The sequence below is a fragment of the Pseudoalteromonas sp. MMG005 genome (genome assembly GCF_018101015.1).
Taxonomy (GTDB): domain Bacteria; phylum Pseudomonadota; class Gammaproteobacteria; order Enterobacterales; family Alteromonadaceae; genus Pseudoalteromonas; species Pseudoalteromonas aurantia.
On sequence record NZ_JAGJEK010000012.1, the window covers coordinates 132736 to 149021 of the forward strand.

The following is a 16286-nucleotide window of genomic DNA, read 5'->3' on the forward strand; positions in this document are numbered from 1 at the left end:
GAGCACGCTCATTTATATTTAATGAGCGCGCTCATTGTACTATGCCGCTTCATCAGAAGTATTTTGGGATGGCATACCTTGTAGACCTTCATCTAATGCGACGACATTAAGAACATGTTGAATATCTGACCAATGTAATAGTTCAATTTTACCCTCTTTATTTTCAACTAATGCGGTGCAATTTTCTATCCAGTCACCGTCATTACAATAAATGATTCCATCGCATACTTTTAAGGCGGGTTGGTGAATATGTCCGCATATAATACCATCCACGCCTTGTCTTTTTGCTTCGTGAATAGCTGCCGCTTCAAATGCCGCAATTGCTTCTCTCGCTTTATGGACTCGATTTTTAAGCCAAGAGGCGAGTGACCAATAATGGCCTCCATATAAACGCCTTACACGATTACTCCAACGGTTCAGAAAGAGCAAAAAATCGTAGGCAGCATCTCCGGCAATACTGATTAATTTGTTGTATCGAGTTGCAGAATCAAAGTCATCACCATGCAGCAGTAAGAATTTTTTCCCTGCTGAGGTGGTATGGATAAATGATTTGTGGACTTCTACATTAAATAGGGTGTGACCGGCATACTGCCTGAACGTTTCATCATGATTCCCTGGAATATAAATTACTTTTGTGCCAGCCTCCGCTTTTTCTTGAATGCACTCTAACACCTTATAATGGCTTGTATCCCAATAGAATTGCCGTTTCATTGACCATAGGTCGACGATATCACCGACGAGATAAAGTACATCGCATTCTGTTCGGTTTAAGAAATCAAGTAGGTAGCTAGCTTTACAGTCTTTGTAGCCTAGGTGGGTATCTGAAATCCAAATACTTGGATAGTACGTTGCTTTCATTCGCTCTTATCTCTAGCGTAATAAAATCAAGCATAGTGTTAGAAAGTGACAATTCGACGACGAGATAAAGAAGAGAATATGACAGTCATTCAGGTATATACTTTTTGGAATACTAATTATAAAAAAGCGAGTGACTAATAAGCCACTCGCGACAAATAATTTACTGCGATTATTTAAAGTAGCTTATTGTGAGTTAATCAATGCACAAATTTCGGTAACAGCATCGTCAATACTTAACATCTGTTTTTCACCCGTACGTCGGTTTTTAAGCTCAACTTGATTATTATCAAGGTTACGTTCACCAATGACGAGTGTATATGGTACGCCAAGCAACTCCATGTCATTAAACATAACACCAGGTCGTTCTTTTCGGTCATCAAAGAGTATATCGATCCCTGCTTTTTTAAATTCTGAATATAAATTATTAGCAATTTCAGGGATACGATGAGATTTATGCATATTCATAGGCACAATCGCAAGCGAAAATGGCGCCAATGCCAATGGCCATTTAATACCATAGTCATCGTTATTTTGTTCAATTGCTGCGGCGACAATACGTGACACACCGATACCGTAGCAACCCATGCTCATCATTTGGTTTTTACCACTTTCACCAAGCACACCAGCATTCATTGATTCTGAATATTTAGTGCCGAGCTGAAAAATGTGACCGACTTCAACACCGCGTTTGATATGTAGTGACCCATTACCGCAAGGACTTGGATCGCCTTCAACAACGTTACGAATATCAGCAACTACATAGTCCGTTACATCACGACCCCAGTTTATGCCACTGTAGTGTTCACCATCTTTATTGGCTCCAGCCACAAAGTCAGCCATGACAGCAGCACTATGGTCAACGATAACAGGCATATTTAAACCGACAGGTCCCAAAGAACCAGGCCGGGCACCAATAGCGGAAATAATATCTTGTTCTTTTGCCATTTCAAGAGGTGAATGGACTAGGTCGTGAGACTGTGCCTTTAATTCATTCAAATCATGATCACCGCGAACAATTAACGCAACCAATTCACGTCGCTCGTTTTCATCTGCTGCACCATAAACTATTAACGTTTTAACGCCACGGTGTGGTTTTACACCGTGGTTGGCTTTTAATTCAGCGATCGTTTTGGCTTCTGGCGTAGCAAATGAGTTTAGCTCTTTGGATGGGGCCGCTCTTTCTGTTTTTGGTGCTAATGCTTCTGCCTTTTCAATGTTAGCTGCGTAATCACTTGCATCACTAAATGCGATAGCATCCTCACCCGATTCAGCCAAAACATGAAATTCATGTGATAGGCTTCCACCGATTGAGCCTGTATCTGCGAGTACTGGACGATAATTGAGTCCCAAGCGTTCAAAAATATTACAATAGGCCTGATGCATTCGCTGATAGGTTTGTGTTAAACACTCTTCGCTTAAATGGAAAGAGTAAGCATCCTTCATGGTGAATTCGCGTGCGCGCATTACGCCAAAGCGAGGGCGGACTTCATCACGTACCTTGGTCTGTACTTGATACAACGTGATCGGAAGTTGTTTGTAACTATTGATCTCTTTTCTAACGAAATCTGTAATAACTTCTTCGTGTGTTGGGCCTAGTGCGAAAGGGCGATTATTTCGATCTGTGATACGCAGAAGTTCTGGACCAAACTGTTCCCAACGCCCAGATTCCTGCCAAAGATCGGCTGGTTGGATCACTGGCATCAGCATCTCAATCGCGCCCGCATTATCCATTTCTTCTCGCACAATCTTTTCTACGTTGCGTAAAACTTTCAAGCCAGAAGGAAGCCAAGTATAGAGGCCTGAAGCCAATTTGCGGATCATACCCGCTCGAAGCATAAGCTGATGACTGATAATTTCAGCATCCGAAGGCGTCTCTTTTAGAGTCGCTAAAATATATTGACTAGTACGCATGGTTGTTCCGTTCGTAATGTATTTATTTTTCGTGTTAATTCCGCGTAGTTTAACAGCGCTGACGGCGCAGACAAGTAATTATTCTATGTCGCTATTGTTTGGAAATCTCAATGACCTGGTTGTGGTTTTCATCAACCTGCCAGCGGATGTTAAAATCGTATAAAGTCATACCATAAAACTGGGTCTGTTGCTTTTGTTTTTTGTAAGCTGGACGGGGGTCTTGCTTTAACACATTCGTTATAAAAGCACGTAATTCAGGGTATTGCTGTTGCTGAGAAATGTACGAGTCAGCTTGTTCACTGAATGCCACTGTCATTTGGGTTTCAGGGCGAGTATCAGCAAAACCAGCACTTGCGTCAGTCATTGCATCGGAATACGGCAAATAGGGTTTTATATCAATAATGGGGGTGCCATCAAGTAAATCTATACCAGAGAGCTGCAAAGCAAGTTGGCCATTTTTATATTCAATACTTTCTAATTTTACCGCGCTCATACCTATACCATTAGGTCGAAATGTTGCGCGGGTAGCAAAAACGCCTTTTTTTTCATTTCCGCCTAAGCGAGGAGGACGTACTAATGCGGAGTAACCTTTGTCGGCGGTTTCGTGAAACCGAAACAACAGCCATAAATGGCTAAACTCATCAATGCCCCTAACAAACTCTTCTCGGTTAAAGTCTTTGGTGAAAATGAGTCTTGCTTTTGCCTGTGGCACTAACCTAGGCTGACGGGGAATGGCAAATTTTTGTTTGTAAGGTGATTCTATATGGCCAATAGGCACGATTTGATAATTGTCCACAAGTTCTCGGTTCGTTTTTATCTAAGTCATAGTTCTGTCACTATTGTACTTGGGAATAAAAAATTAACCAATGTGAAATAGGGCGTAATGCCATGTAATATCATTATTCTTTATATGCGGATAATCTTATAACCAATGCAGACAAGTAGATTTAAAGCTGATAATTAGATTATGACAGAGAACAAAAAACCAACGTTAAAGTTTCCTAGCCATGTCGAGACTGAACAAGATAGTTACATCGAGTTGTTAGGAGGAAGAGCAAATGAGCTACGTAATTTACTTTCCCAAAGCAAGAGTTTAACTGAAGCGTTGAAAAGTCAAAATGATAAGAACGAGCCAAAATAAGGTCGATTGTTTCGAAAAGCTACTATTTAGTTGTTGTGAATCTAGCTTACAGCAATACTCTGTGCAAGCTAGATATGAATTTTACCTAAGTTTATTAGAATACAAGAATGAGTTGTTAGAGCTATATACCGTATTTGTAAGTACAGATACATCTGCTGAAAGCTATGAAGAAATTCTCGAATTAACCAAAAACAAACTGCAGTGTAATATGGAAGGTGAGCACAAAGCGCCTAGCGATATTGCGCCAATGCTTAATCATACAGTTTACGGGTTAGCACGCAATGCGTTACAGTACGCATATTCCTAAATTAATAAACACTGACGGTAAAAATTTGAAATTAACCTATTAATTTGCGTTGAACCTATCTGTTATCTTAATAACTAACTCTTTCGCTTGGACAAACTCAAAGTCGTTAATTAACTCTTCTAGCTCACAAGAGTCATCGCTAGACATAAACTGAAGGCCGTTTAGTTCATTAACGGTCTCAATCGCTTCGACATCGTTAGAGTCTATCAGGTCAGTAAGCAACTTTAAACGTTGGATTATTAGGGGTTTATTTAGTTTATCGGTTGGTTCAGGCTCTTGTTTTTTTGCCTCATAATTAGGGCGTTTAGTTAAGCGTATAGATATTTCTTTTAAATAGGCAATAATGTCGTGAATATCATTCATATTTACGCTACCACCACTGTCGATTGTTGATTCAAATAACCCACCAATATCAGCGAGACGAGTCGCACATAAATTGGCTGCAGATCCTTTTAACGAATGTGCAATCCGAGATGCGTGCTCTGTATCACCAATTATCAGTGCTTGCTCTAAATTAATCATTTCTTCTATTTGGTTTTTAATAAATTTAGTTAAAATTGACCAATAGGCTTTTTCGTTTCCACCAATACGTTTAATACCTTCCGCATAGGCAATTCCATCCAATGTAAACGATTCTACTGCTATCTTTTGTGTCTCTATTTCAACGTTATCAATAGTACCAGTTGGGGGTATATTTTGTGGTATTTGTGTGGGTTCTAGACAAGCGTGGATAGTTGCTAGCATCGTATCAAAGTTTATCGGCTTTGCAATATGAGCATTCATACCTGCTTGGGTACATTTATGTATGTCTTCTTGCATTGCATTTGCTGTCATTGCGATTATGGGCAGTGTATCAAGTGGCTTGGTTTTACGAATTTCTTGCGTTGCAGTGAGCCCATCCATAACTGGCATTTGCATATCCATTAACACTAAATTGAACGGTTGCGCTTGTACCATATTCAGGGCTTCGAGGCCATTATTGGCAATCGTTATATGTAAATTGACGGATTGCAGCATTTCGTATGCAACTTCTTGATTTGTGATGTTATCTTCAACTAATAAAATACGTTGACCTGAAAAACCGACATTTTCTATTTCAGAAACTGGGCTAACATGATGCTCTGATGGTCGCTGTAAGCCATAACATTCCATTATTGTGTCTAGTAGTATGGAAGCGTTAACAGGTTTAATAATCAACCCATCCAGTAGGGTGGATACTTCTTTATTCATGCCCACTTCTTTTCCATAGGCGGTCACTAGAATGATCACTGGCTGCTCTGCAATCGCCATATTACGTATATGTTTTATGGTATCTATTCCGTTCATGCCGGGCATATTCCAATCCATAAAGACTAAGTCATACTTAGCGACTTCTAACTCACTCACCGCTTCTCTTCCACTGCTTACGCTATTGACCGTCAGACCCATAGCTTTTAACAGGTTGTATAATATAGCCCGCGCGCTGTCATTATCATCTACTACCAAAGCTTTTTTATCTTTGAGATTAGCTTCAGGACAAACAAAATTTCTGACTTTCGCTTCTTGGAGGCCGCATTGCACAGTAAAGAAAAACTCCGAGCCTTTGTCGACTTCACTGATTACCCCAATTTCCCCGCCCATAAGCTCAACGAGATTTTTGGAAATACTTAAACCGAGACCAGTACCGCCATACTTACGGGTAATTGAACCATCTGCTTGAGAGAACGCACTGAATAGCTTTTCTTGTTGTGCTTGGGATAAACCTATGCCGCTGTCTTTAACGCTAAACCTCAGTACAACATTATCGTTGTTCTGTTTCGCAACTGTAATTGCGATAACGATTTCGCCTGTTTCAGTAAATTTAATGGCGTTGCCACACAAATTTATTAAGACTTGCCCTAATCGCAAAGGGTCTCCTATTAAGCTTATTGGTATATCAGGGGCGACATCAAGCAGTAGCTCTAGGTTTTTATCTTGTGCTTTGACAGCATTAACTGTCACTACGTTGTCTGTTACTTCATCAAGCAGAAAGCTAACCGACTCAACGGTCATTTTACCCGACTCTATTTTAGAAAAATCGAGAATATCGTTAATGATCCCTAACAGGTTTTTCGCGGCTTGATCTATTTTTGTGACATATCCGAGTTGTTGCGTGTTAAGGTCTGTTTTAAGTGCCAAATGACTCATTCCAATAATTGCATTCATTGGAGTTCGGATTTCATGGCTCATATTGGCAAGAAACTCGCCTTTAGCTGTACTCATTTGGTCAGCTTGTTCTTTTGCAACAATTAATTGTTGTTCCATTTCTTTACGTTCGGTCACATCTAAGATTAAGCCGACAATGCCAGCTACTTCACCATCAGCATTACAAAAGGTCGCCTCGTAAATCACCACATCTCTAGGTTGTCCTTCGATATTAATTAAAGTTAACTCATAGTTATGGCTGCCAGGTTCATTTAATAGAGCTTGCTCAGATTCGACAAACTGTTGTGCAATATTCTTGCTAAAAATCTCACTGGGAACAGCGCCAATTACATCAGCGTCAAACGTACCTATGAATTCATGAAAAATTGAATTTACACCCAAATACTCGCCATCACGATTGCGATAATACATGGGGTTTGGAATTGCATCGATGATCTGCCGATTAAGTTCAAGTTGTTCTAGCACTTTTTTCTCTGTACTGCGTTGTAATTCAATATTTTGAGTGAGTTGCAAACTAATGGCCAAATCTTGAATAACGGATTCAACCCATTCAAAATCTTTTTCTGAAACTGGCTTTAGACTACCTAATTCAAGTAACCCCACACACTCATTGCTGACCATCAGAGGGAAGTAATAGAGTTCAGACAGGTATAAGCTCTCTCCATTGAGCTCGATAGCATATTGAGACTCTTGCAACGACATAGAATAAGTTTGTTTGCTACTGAGTACATGAAAATGAATTGAATCATAGTTATCATAATAAGTAGGGGATTTTTTACAGTACCCAGTACCTGCGACGCGAAATAGCTTGGCATCGTTGAAGACATAGAGTCCAAGCAGAGGAACGGATAGCCTACGGCCAAGAAACTGCATGAGCTCTTCACCTAACTCTTTGGCGGAGTTTTTTCCTCTTAGCGCAAGTCCAAAGTCTTTCATTATGGTATTAAATTGCAGTTGTTTAGAAATGTTGTGAAGTAACGTGTTCATTGCGCGTGAAAAGTTTGCGAGCTCCCCCTGTGTTTGAGTATCAAGCTTAAAATCATAGTCGTCTTCTTCAACGTGGGAGACGACCTTCTTTTGCATCTTAGAAACAGGGTTGATATACATTTTCCAAAGTAAGTAGAACGATAATGCAATACTGACTATTAAAATTATACTCATTATTTTTTGTAGTTGATGCGCCCATATTAAATCATTCGCGTTATTGATAATTCGGGTTTTTAGTTTGCTTGCCATATGCCAATGAGCATCGTCTATGGCAGCCATAATTTTAGCTTTTTCGATAAAATACTCATCACTAAAAAGTAAACGTTGTGCCGCTGGCAAGTTGGGCTCACCTTGAACGGTCCAATTTCCGAATATGTCTTGTTGCATCCCTGCAACTAAATAAAATGCGTGACGCTCCATACTGACAAGCGCATCAGATGTCGCTAAGGCTAATTTCATTTGGCTGAGTTCATAATCATCAATTCCAACTATCTCAAAACGTTCTATAATTGATGGGCCATTGAAGCTACTTGAGATATCCGGAGGGGAGGCATAAGGGGATGCCAAAGCATCCCAATAACTAAAGCTTAATTCATTTGGTGGAGGCGCTTTACCATCTCGAACATTGAGGACATACTGGAATAGCTCATACCAACGTGTGTTTCCTGTTAAAGCGTAAGTTCGGGCGAAGTTAGTTAGTTGATCAGAGCTTTGTTTTAGTTCTTGTGTGAGCTCACTTAGCTCCAACAGTTGTTTGCTATCATGTTGCTCTAATGTTTCCTTTTCCTGCATGTAATATGCAATATATTGAATTGCGACACTGATACTAAACATCACTGAAAATATAGATATAAATAAAGTACGTACACTGATCATAGAAAATAACCTAACTTTTTGGCACGATCACAAGAATAGACCTAATATGATGATATTGGCTAATAATATGTAAACAAAGCAGGCTCAGTAATGTCAGATAAGTACACTGTACTGGTTGTGGATGACGCGAAGGAAAATTTAGCAGTAATGTCGCAACTTCTGAAAGAAGACTACCGGGTTGTAGTTGCTAAAAGTGGAGAACAAGCGTTACAGCTACTTACTTCACAAAAAATAGATATTGTTTTATTAGATGTTGTTATGCCAAATATGGATGGCTATCAAGTAATTACACATATAAAATCTCAAGATGCTTTACAAGATTTGCCCGTTATATTTTTAACGGGCAAAGACAGTGTTGAAGATGAGGAAAAAGGGTTTGAATTAGGCGCGTGTGATTATATCAACAAGCCAATCAGTCCACCCATTGTAAAAGCACGGGTTCGAACGCACATACAAAATAAGCGGACTCGAGATTTTTTGAAAGATCAAAACACCTTTTTAGAAAAAGAGATAATAAAAAGAACAGAAGAAATGTCTAAGCTTCAAGATGCGACTATCACTGCGATGGCGAGTTTGGCAGAGACCCGAGACCAAGAAACTGGTAATCATATTCGTCGTACGCAGTTATACGTAAAGTTACTTGCTGATAAACTGCATAAAAAGGATAAATATAAAGACCAGTTAACCGTTAAGCTCATCAATATTTTCTATAAATCTGCGCCGTTACATGACATTGGTAAAGTTGGGATCCCTGACAATATATTATTAAAACCCGGAAAATTAGATTTTGATGAATTTGAGGTGATGAAACAACACACCGACTTTGGATTTAAGGCCATTGAAAATGCTGAGTCGGAAATGGGGGCAGATGATACGTTTTTGAAAGTAGCGAAAGAGATTGCACATTATCATCATGAAAAGTGGGATGGAAGCGGTTACCCTGATGGATTAAAGGGGGAAGCAATCCCTTTGAGTGCGAGGTTAATGGCCATTGCTGACGTTTATGACGCACTGATTAGTAAGCGGGTGTATAAAGATGCGATGACCCATGAACAAGCAATGAAAATAATTGCAGAGGGTCGAGGGTCTCATTTTGATCCTGACATGATTGACGCCTTCTTTGAAATAGAAACCGAATTTTACGAAATTGCACAGAAGTATACCGATGGTTAACCCAATATGCGTTGCTAGTAACTAACCTCAGCTCTGGATAAGCGAATTTGCCCAATAAAGTTATTTTTCTCACTCTCGGCGTTGCTTTCATTTGTAATAGCCTGCTATTACTGCATAAAAGCGCCTTGATATTGAACAAAATATCATCATTGGGTTGCACGTAAGTTTGTTTACAAAACATTTTCTATTCCAAAACCCTTATCCAAACCTGAGATTAACTAAATAACCGCACAAGATTGACACGGCTATAAGGTATAGATAAGAAGGTTACTCGTCTTCTATCGTGCGATGTAGCAAAGACTCTGTTTCTATCGCGATTTCTTTCATTTTTATCGCATAAAGCTCTAGCTTTTTTTCGTCTTCTGTGGAGGGTTCAAACAGAGGGACGGGAATAGGGTAGCCAGCTTGATCCATTGCAATGAAACTAATAATACAGTGGTTACTTTCGGTTAATACTTGTTTCTGGGGGTCACCACACCTTACTCGCACAAATATTTGCATACTCGTTTTGCCTGTATGGGCAATTTTTGCTGAGACTTCTACAATTTGGCCTACTAAAATAGGGCGCTTAAAGCGTACACCCGCGACCGACACAGTCACTGAATAACTGCCGCTCCAACCAGCCGCACACGCATAGCCTGCTTGATCGATCCATTTCATTACAATGCCACCATGTACTTTCCCGCCGAAATTAACGTCGGTAGGTTCTGCTAAAAACCGAAAAACCACTTCTGATTTACTGTCCATTTTATGCCCCTGAGACTTAAATTATTATTTAAGTATATGCAAAATTTGAATTTTTGCGTCAATTCATCTGAGCATAAAAAAGGGCCGTTAGGCCCCGCAGTTTGGAATTTTGAAGATGGGTTTACATATTTGGGTAATTTGGGCCACCCGCACCTTCGGGCGTCACCCATGTAATATTTTGACTCGGGTCTTTAATATCGCATGTTTTGCAATGTACACAGTTTTGAGCATTAATAACAAATTGAGGTTCATTGCTATCGTTTTCGGTTATCTCGTATACCCCAGCAGGGCAATAACGCTGTGCCGGCTCGTCAAATTGCGCTAAGTTGACCTTAATTGGGATCACTGGATCGTGTAATTGTAAGTGACATGGTTGTGACTCTTCATGGTTCGTATTGGAAAGAAACACAGAGGAAAGCTTATCAAAACTGAGTGTGCCGTCGGGTTTTGGATAGTCAATTTTTACTGAATCTCGTGCTGACTTTAAAGTATCGTGATCAGCGAGATTATCTTTGAACGTAAAGGGCAATGCCCCAGAAAATAAGTTTTGATCTAACGTGTTATATGCACCACCGATAATTTTGCCGAACTTGTGCATCACAGGGCCAAAATTCCGAGATTGATATAACTCATCATACAGCCAACTCGATTTGAATTTTTCAGTGAAGGTACTGAGATCAGAAGCCGGTGACTCAGAAGCAAGGGCTTCAATGATTGAATCTGCTGCAATCATACCTGATTTCATTGCGGTGTGATTGCCTTTTATTTTTGCGAAATTTAAGGTACCAGCATCACATCCAATGAGTAATCCCCCAGGGAAATGCATTTTTGGCAATGAGTGAAAGCCACCCTTGGCGATTGCTCTCGCGCCATAAGAAACCCGCTCAGCGCCTTGCAGCGTGTTTTTAAATACTGGGTGGTGCTTCATACGTTGAAATTCATCAAATGGGCTTAGGTAAGGGTTGGAGTAGTTTAAATCAACAATGAGTCCAACAACAACTTGATTGTTTTCTGCATGGTACATAAATGAACCACCATGGGTATCACTTGTAAGTGGCCAGCCAGTGCCATGGACAACAGTACCTTCCTTATGTTGTTCAGGTGGAACTTGCCAAATCTCTTTAAACCCAAGTCCATAATGTTGTGGACTGGTATTTTCGTCAAGCTTGAACTGTTTAATAAGTTGTTTACCTAAATGACCGCGACATCCTTCAGCAAACACTGTGTATTTAGCTCGTAATTCCATGCCAGGCATGTAACTGTCTTTAGGTTGTCCGTTGTTGTCAACGCCCATATCACCAGTGATAATACCTTTTATTTGGTTATCTTCGCAAATAATCGAATGTGCGCTAAACCCAGGAAATACTTCTACGCCTAAGTTTTCAGCTTGTTCAGCTAACCATCGACATACATTGCCCATAGAAACAATATAATTCCCATGGTTTTTAAACGTTTTAGGAACTGCTATGTGTGGAATGGATAAGGCTTTTTGCTCATCTTTAAATAGATAAATGTCATCTTGAATGACTTTTGTGGTGATTGGTGCGCCCATTTTTTCCCAGTCGGGAAGTAATTCATCAAGAGCCTTTGTTTCAAATACAGCACCAGATAAAATATGTGCGCCTACCTCTGATCCTTTTTCAACGACACAGATCATGAGTTCTTGATCTTTTTCCTGTGCTTGTTGTGCAAGTCTAATTGCACAAGATAGTCCCGCAGGGCCTGCGCCAACAACTACTACATCGAATTCCATGGTTTCACGTTCAACCATAATTACCTCATTATCTTTGACGGTATTTTAACTAAAGCAGGACTTTAGTTTGTATAAAGTTAAACTAAGGTTATTTTAGGTTGACGTTTACGTCAACAGGAAGTAGTCTGAATCTATAAAATAAATATGTTGACGTTGGCGTCAGCGTTATGAATAACCAGATGATGGAGTAACTATGAAAGTACTTGTGCCAATCAAACGCGTGATTGATTACAATGTAAAGGCAAGAGTCAAGCCAGATAACACTGATGTTGATTTAACTAACGTAAAAATGGCAATGAATCCATTCTGTGAAATTGCGGTAGAAGAAGCAATAAGGTTAAAAGAAGCGGGGACTGCGACCGAGGTTATTGCGGTTTCAATAGGTGATAAAGCATGCCAAGAGCAATTACGTACAGCACTGGCACTTGGCGCAGACAAAGCAATTCATATTCAAACCGACGCCAAATTAGAATCTCTTCATGTGGCAAAGCTTCTCGCCAAACTTGTTGATGAACATCAACCGGAATTGGTTATTTTAGGCAAACAGTCAATTGATTCCGATAATAATCAAACTGGACAAATGCTGGCAGCGTTAACACGACGTAGCCAAGGAACATTTGCGTCGAAAATGGTCATTGATGGTGGCAAGGCGCTTGTTACAAGAGAAGTTGACGGAGGCCTACAAACTTTATCATTGTTACTACCAGCAGTCGTCACAACTGATCTTAGGCTTAATGAACCGCGCTATGCATCTTTGCCAAATATCATGAAAGCAAAGCGCAAGCCGTTAGAGGTCATTGAAGCTGACACATTAGGTGTTAACCTTACACCTCGAATCGAATTATTAAAAGTTGAAGAGCCAAGTAAACGACAAGCCGGTGTGATTGTTGACAGTGTGGAAGAACTCGTATCTAAACTTAGAAATGAAGCAAAGGTGATCTCATGAGTGTATTAGTCGTTGCAGAGCATGAAAATGGTCAGCTTAAAGCGGAGACCGCTAAGGTTATTAATGCTGCCCTTAAAGTGGCGGGAGGCGTTGATGTATTAGTTGCTGGCTATAATGTTGATGATGTTGTCCAATCAGCAGCCAACATAGCCGGAGTTGCAAAAGTACGTGTTGTTGATAATGCGTTATTTGAATATCAATTAGCAGAGAATACCGCTGATCTGATTGTAGAGATTGCTGGTGGCTATACTCATATTTTAGCAAGCGCGTCTACTACTGGTAAGAACACGCTGCCACGTGTCGCGGCGCTATTGGATGTGTCGCAAATATCAGAAGTCATAGATGTTATCGACAGCGAAACATTTAAGCGACCTATTTATGCCGGTAATGCTATTGCAACGGTTAAGTCGAACGAGGCTAAAAAGGTTATCACGGTTCGAGCAAGTGCTTTTGAAAGTCAGTCTGAACAAAGTGCATGTGAAGTCGAAATATTATCCTTGGCGTTAGATAATACCTTATCGAGCTTTGTGAGTGTCGAGCAAACAGAGTCAGAACGTCCAGAATTAAATGTAGCACCAGTTGTTATTTCAGGTGGCCGTGGTATGCAAAATGGTGAGAATTTTGCGCTACTGAATGGTATTGCTGATAAATTAGGTGCTGCCATAGGTGCTTCAAGAGCTGCCGTAGATGCAGGGTTCGTACCGAACGATATGCAAGTAGGCCAAACAGGTAAAATTGTAGCGCCTGACTTATATATAGCCGTTGGGATAAGTGGGGCGATTCAGCATTTAGCAGGAATGAAGGACTCCAAAGTGATTGTTGCTATCAACAAAGATCCGGATGCGCCTGTATTTCAGGTTGCAGATTACGGCTTGGTAGCGGATTTGTTTGACGTACTACCTGAATTAGAAAGTGCACTATAAAATAAATAGGTAAGTATTAAATTCTGATTGTTAAGCCGTTGTACCGTTTGGTCGCGGCTTTTTTATTATAAGATAGAAGGTCACTAAGCGCCCTCTCGAAGGGACCTGTCCGGTAAATTAATGAAATATTAGCGCCGGATGCCAACCAAAAAAAGTGACTAAGTTTCACGATAAGATCCAATAAAAATATAATTCCATACTCAATTCCACATAAATGCCTTGAATATACGAATTTAATTAGTTGATTTTAGGCTGGTAATAAAGCTGGCTAATATAAACGTACGCACGGCATTATGGCGAACAGCGTGAATGGAAAGTTCGAGGCATCAGAAGTTTGGAAGTCCAGTTAAGCCACTTGCGCAATGGTGGCAATAGTGCGAATTAAGTAGGTGAAAGTATGAGAAACCAATTTGTGCAGCAAAATCGAGGTTTAAAATAATCAAGCAATTGCTGAGCATCACTCCATAGCAGATGTATCAGGCGGTAAACTGTAAGTTAGTACAATGAGGTCGGTTAGAAGGAAATGAGGATTGAGTACAAGTTACAATATAGAGTGGATAGCGACATGAAGCTAGCGAATAAACACACGAATGGTGTGAGACGTTTACTCAGGTGATAATTACTTACATATAGATGTGCTAACTATAAAAAATTTACTTGGAATACGGTATAAACTTTCGAGAAATCTAAACATCAGCGCATTAAATCTATAGATTTTGGTCGTCTAAAGTTACCTTAACGTTGAGGTAAGATAATTGAATTCTCTATATGGTGCTAATGCCTAAATTACGCTAGACTAATTATTGAGCGATTTGGAAGTGTATCCCAAGGATGACGTGTTTCATGAAATAAAGCAGTAAGGCACTAGAGAATATTAGTGCCTTTTTCAACAGTTAAAAAAATAAAAAATCAGCAGAAATATCAAGTGGTTATGTTTATTCTTGCTCTCCTTTAGTAACAAGTCATGACGCTGACCGTTATGAAATCAAGTACTCAGATGTAGCGATAATATTAGTGTCTGTACGCTTTTATTAAACAAGATGAGATCGTTATAGCCGATACAAAACTATAAAATACTGTTATTGAAATGCTTTTTAAGTGAAATATGCATGACAAAAAGATGAATGTTTTTTTACGAACCATATTGGATAAACTATGTTCCAGTATTGCTTTTTCTTTCTCTTTTATCTGGTTGTTTGTGTGTTTTTGTGTTTTTTATCCCTTTTTGGGTTTGAGCAATAAATATTGCGGTTAATGACATTGCACCGAATGATGGAATATGATTTATTTAATACTGAGCTTACGTAAAGGCTTCAGTTAGAAAAGGCTGAACGCAGTGTTCAGAGGTAATCAAATATAGTTTGATAAGCCACTAGTCTTAAAATATTCAACAATAAAAGGTGTGAAAGGTACACATCGAATGAAAAATTATTAGCACTTATAAAGTCATTAAACCAGGTGTAGTTGATGTACTAACAATTGGAATAAGTTTGATATTTATGGCGTTATTAGCTATTCGTTAAATGTTGTTGTCGAATTTGATAGCAGCATCATTGAAGATATGAAAGGTGAGGATTTTTACCTATGAAGAGACAGAAAAGAGACCGTTTAGAAAGAGCACATTCTCAAGGTTTTAAAGCTGGATTATCGGGGCGGTCTAAAGATTTATGTCCATACCAGCAAATAGAGTCACGTTCTGAGTGGCTTGGTGGATGGCGAGAAGCCATAGATAATAGAAATATGTTTAAAACATAATAAATAGAATTCATGAGACAACAGAGCCCCTTATATGGGGCTTTGTTGTTTATAAACAAAAATTTAAAAAGCGCTGGTATCTTGGAATAAACCGACTTTCAAATCTTTTGCTTCATAGATCACTCGTCCATCAACTTCAACGGTGCCATCAGCCATACCCATAAATAACTTACGTTTAATAACGCGTTTCATATCCAATCGATATGTCACTTTCTTTGCGTTAGGCAAAATTTGACCCGTGAACTTTACCTCGCCCACACCCAAAGCGCGGCCAAGACCTGGTCCACCGGACCAACCTAGGAAGAAACCGACTAACTGCCACATAGCGTCTAGTCCTAAACAACCAGGCATTACTGGATCACCTTTAAAGTGGCAGTCGAAAAACCACAAATCAGGGTTGATATCAAGTTCAGCAATGATAAGACCTTTGCCATGCTCGCCGCCATTATCGTTGATCTCTACAATACGATCCATCATAAGCATATTGTCGCTAGGTAAACGGCAGTTACCTTCGCCAAACATCTCGCCTTGACCACAAAGTACTAATTCTTCTTTTGTATAGCTATTTTTTGGTTCCATAGTTCACAATCTTTGCTTAAAAATCCACGCTACTCTAGCGTACACTTGTACGCTAGACAACTCCGAACAGTTAAATTTCAATTTTCTATAAGAATAATTCGCATTTAAATTGAATTCTAACCACTTATATAGGCGATTTTTATCTC

13 protein-coding genes are annotated in these 16286 nt (G+C 39.6%); 6 read left to right on the forward strand and 7 right to left on the reverse strand.

Annotated elements, in window-relative coordinates; genetic code table 11:
* Positions 1–39: 39 nt before the first annotated feature.
* The 3 genes from J8M01_RS11100 to tsaA all read right to left on the reverse strand — a co-directional run bounded on the left by J8M01_RS11100 (position 40) and on the right by tsaA (position 3565).
* Positions 40–858 (reverse strand): UDP-2,3-diacylglucosamine diphosphatase, encoded by an 819-nt coding sequence (locus tag J8M01_RS11100; protein ID WP_211058028.1) that lies wholly within the window; start codon positions 856–858, stop codon positions 40–42.
* A gap of 183 nt (positions 859–1041) precedes the next feature.
* Positions 1042–2769, reverse strand: coding sequence for a proline--tRNA ligase (locus J8M01_RS11105; protein ID WP_211058029.1), 1728 nt, complete (start codon positions 2767–2769; stop codon positions 1042–1044).
* A gap of 91 nt (positions 2770–2860) precedes the next feature.
* A complete protein-coding gene (tsaA, locus tag J8M01_RS11110) occupies positions 2861–3565 on the reverse strand; it encodes a tRNA (N6-threonylcarbamoyladenosine(37)-N6)-methyltransferase TrmO (protein WP_211058030.1) in 705 nt (234 codons plus the stop codon).
* A gap of 171 nt (positions 3566–3736) precedes the next feature.
* On the opposite strand from tsaA, the gene J8M01_RS11115 reads away from it, so the two are divergent.
* Together J8M01_RS11115 and J8M01_RS11120 are read left to right on the forward strand one after the other, a co-directional pair.
* A complete protein-coding gene (locus J8M01_RS11115) occupies positions 3737–3910 on the forward strand; it encodes a hypothetical protein (RefSeq protein ID WP_192507518.1) in 174 nt (57 codons plus the stop codon).
* Entirely contained in the window at positions 3888–4217 is a 330-nt protein-coding gene (locus J8M01_RS11120) for a hypothetical protein (RefSeq protein ID WP_211058031.1), read from the forward strand. The genes J8M01_RS11115 and J8M01_RS11120 overlap by 23 nt, the downstream gene beginning before the upstream one ends.
* Before the next feature lie 39 nt (positions 4218–4256).
* Here the strand turns inward: J8M01_RS11120 and J8M01_RS11125 are convergent, their stop codons facing one another.
* On the reverse strand, positions 4257–8264 hold the full coding sequence (locus J8M01_RS11125; RefSeq protein ID WP_211058032.1) for a hybrid sensor histidine kinase/response regulator: 4008 nt from the start codon (positions 8262–8264) through the stop codon (positions 4257–4259).
* Between the two features lie 90 nt (positions 8265–8354).
* On the opposite strand from J8M01_RS11125, the gene J8M01_RS11130 reads away from it, so the two are divergent.
* Positions 8355–9437 carry a two-component system response regulator gene (locus J8M01_RS11130; RefSeq protein ID WP_211050941.1) on the forward strand — a complete coding sequence of 361 codons (1083 nt, stop codon included), beginning with the start codon at positions 8355–8357 and terminating at the stop codon, positions 9435–9437.
* Between the two features lie 267 nt (positions 9438–9704).
* Here the strand turns inward: J8M01_RS11130 and J8M01_RS11135 are convergent, their stop codons facing one another.
* Both J8M01_RS11135 and J8M01_RS11140 read right to left on the reverse strand, forming a co-directional pair.
* Positions 9705–10184 carry an acyl-CoA thioesterase gene (locus J8M01_RS11135; RefSeq protein WP_192507522.1) on the reverse strand — a complete coding sequence of 160 codons (480 nt, stop codon included), beginning with the start codon at positions 10182–10184 and terminating at the stop codon, positions 9705–9707.
* Between the two features lie 121 nt (positions 10185–10305).
* Entirely contained in the window at positions 10306–11955 is a 1650-nt protein-coding gene (locus tag J8M01_RS11140) for an electron transfer flavoprotein-ubiquinone oxidoreductase (RefSeq protein ID WP_211058033.1), read from the reverse strand.
* Positions 11956–12130: 175 nt separating this feature from the next.
* Here J8M01_RS11140 and J8M01_RS11145 point away from each other — a divergent pair, with 175 nt between their 5' ends.
* From J8M01_RS11145 to rmf, 3 genes are all read left to right on the forward strand, one after another.
* A complete protein-coding gene (locus J8M01_RS11145; RefSeq protein WP_192507524.1) occupies positions 12131–12883 on the forward strand; it encodes an electron transfer flavoprotein subunit beta/FixA family protein in 753 nt (250 codons plus the stop codon).
* A complete protein-coding gene (locus J8M01_RS11150) occupies positions 12880–13806 on the forward strand; it encodes an FAD-binding protein (RefSeq protein ID WP_211058034.1) in 927 nt (308 codons plus the stop codon). The genes J8M01_RS11145 and J8M01_RS11150 overlap by 4 nt, the downstream gene beginning before the upstream one ends.
* 1584 nt (positions 13807–15390) lie before the next feature.
* Entirely contained in the window at positions 15391–15561 is a 171-nt protein-coding gene (rmf, locus tag J8M01_RS11155; RefSeq protein ID WP_192507526.1) for a ribosome modulation factor, read from the forward strand.
* A gap of 63 nt (positions 15562–15624) precedes the next feature.
* Here rmf and fabA read toward each other — a convergent pair whose 3' ends face one another.
* Complete coding sequence (fabA, locus tag J8M01_RS11160; protein ID WP_192507527.1) at positions 15625–16140, reverse strand: 3-hydroxyacyl-[acyl-carrier-protein] dehydratase FabA; 516 nt, start codon at positions 16138–16140, stop codon at positions 15625–15627.
* Between the last annotated feature and the right edge of the window lie 146 nt (positions 16141–16286).

Excerpts from the sequence above, each read along its gene's own strand:
- J8M01_RS11100 (WP_211058028.1), bottom strand. The coding sequence starts at position 858 with ATGAAAGCAACGTACTATCCAAGTATTTGGATTTCAGATACCCACCTA.
- J8M01_RS11105 (WP_211058029.1), bottom strand. The coding sequence starts at position 2,769 with ATGCGTACTAGTCAATATATTTTAGCGACTCTAAAAGAGACGCCTTCG.
- J8M01_RS11115 (WP_192507518.1), top strand. The coding sequence starts at position 3,737 with ATGACAGAGAACAAAAAACCAACGTTAAAGTTTCCTAGCCATGTCGAG.
- J8M01_RS11120 (WP_211058031.1), top strand. The coding sequence starts at position 3,888 with ATGATAAGAACGAGCCAAAATAAGGTCGATTGTTTCGAAAAGCTACTA.
- J8M01_RS11125 (WP_211058032.1), bottom strand. The coding sequence starts at position 8,264 with ATGATCAGTGTACGTACTTTATTTATATCTATATTTTCAGTGATGTTT.
- J8M01_RS11130 (WP_211050941.1), top strand. The coding sequence starts at position 8,355 with ATGTCAGATAAGTACACTGTACTGGTTGTGGATGACGCGAAGGAAAAT.
- J8M01_RS11135 (WP_192507522.1), bottom strand. The coding sequence starts at position 10,184 with ATGGACAGTAAATCAGAAGTGGTTTTTCGGTTTTTAGCAGAACCTACC.
- J8M01_RS11140 (WP_211058033.1), bottom strand. The coding sequence starts at position 11,955 with ATGGTTGAACGTGAAACCATGGAATTCGATGTAGTAGTTGTTGGCGCA.
- J8M01_RS11145 (WP_192507524.1), top strand. The coding sequence starts at position 12,131 with ATGAAAGTACTTGTGCCAATCAAACGCGTGATTGATTACAATGTAAAG.
- J8M01_RS11150 (WP_211058034.1), top strand. The coding sequence starts at position 12,880 with ATGAGTGTATTAGTCGTTGCAGAGCATGAAAATGGTCAGCTTAAAGCG.
- rmf (WP_192507526.1), top strand. The coding sequence starts at position 15,391 with ATGAAGAGACAGAAAAGAGACCGTTTAGAAAGAGCACATTCTCAAGGT.
- fabA (WP_192507527.1), bottom strand. The coding sequence starts at position 16,140 with ATGGAACCAAAAAATAGCTATACAAAAGAAGAATTAGTACTTTGTGGT.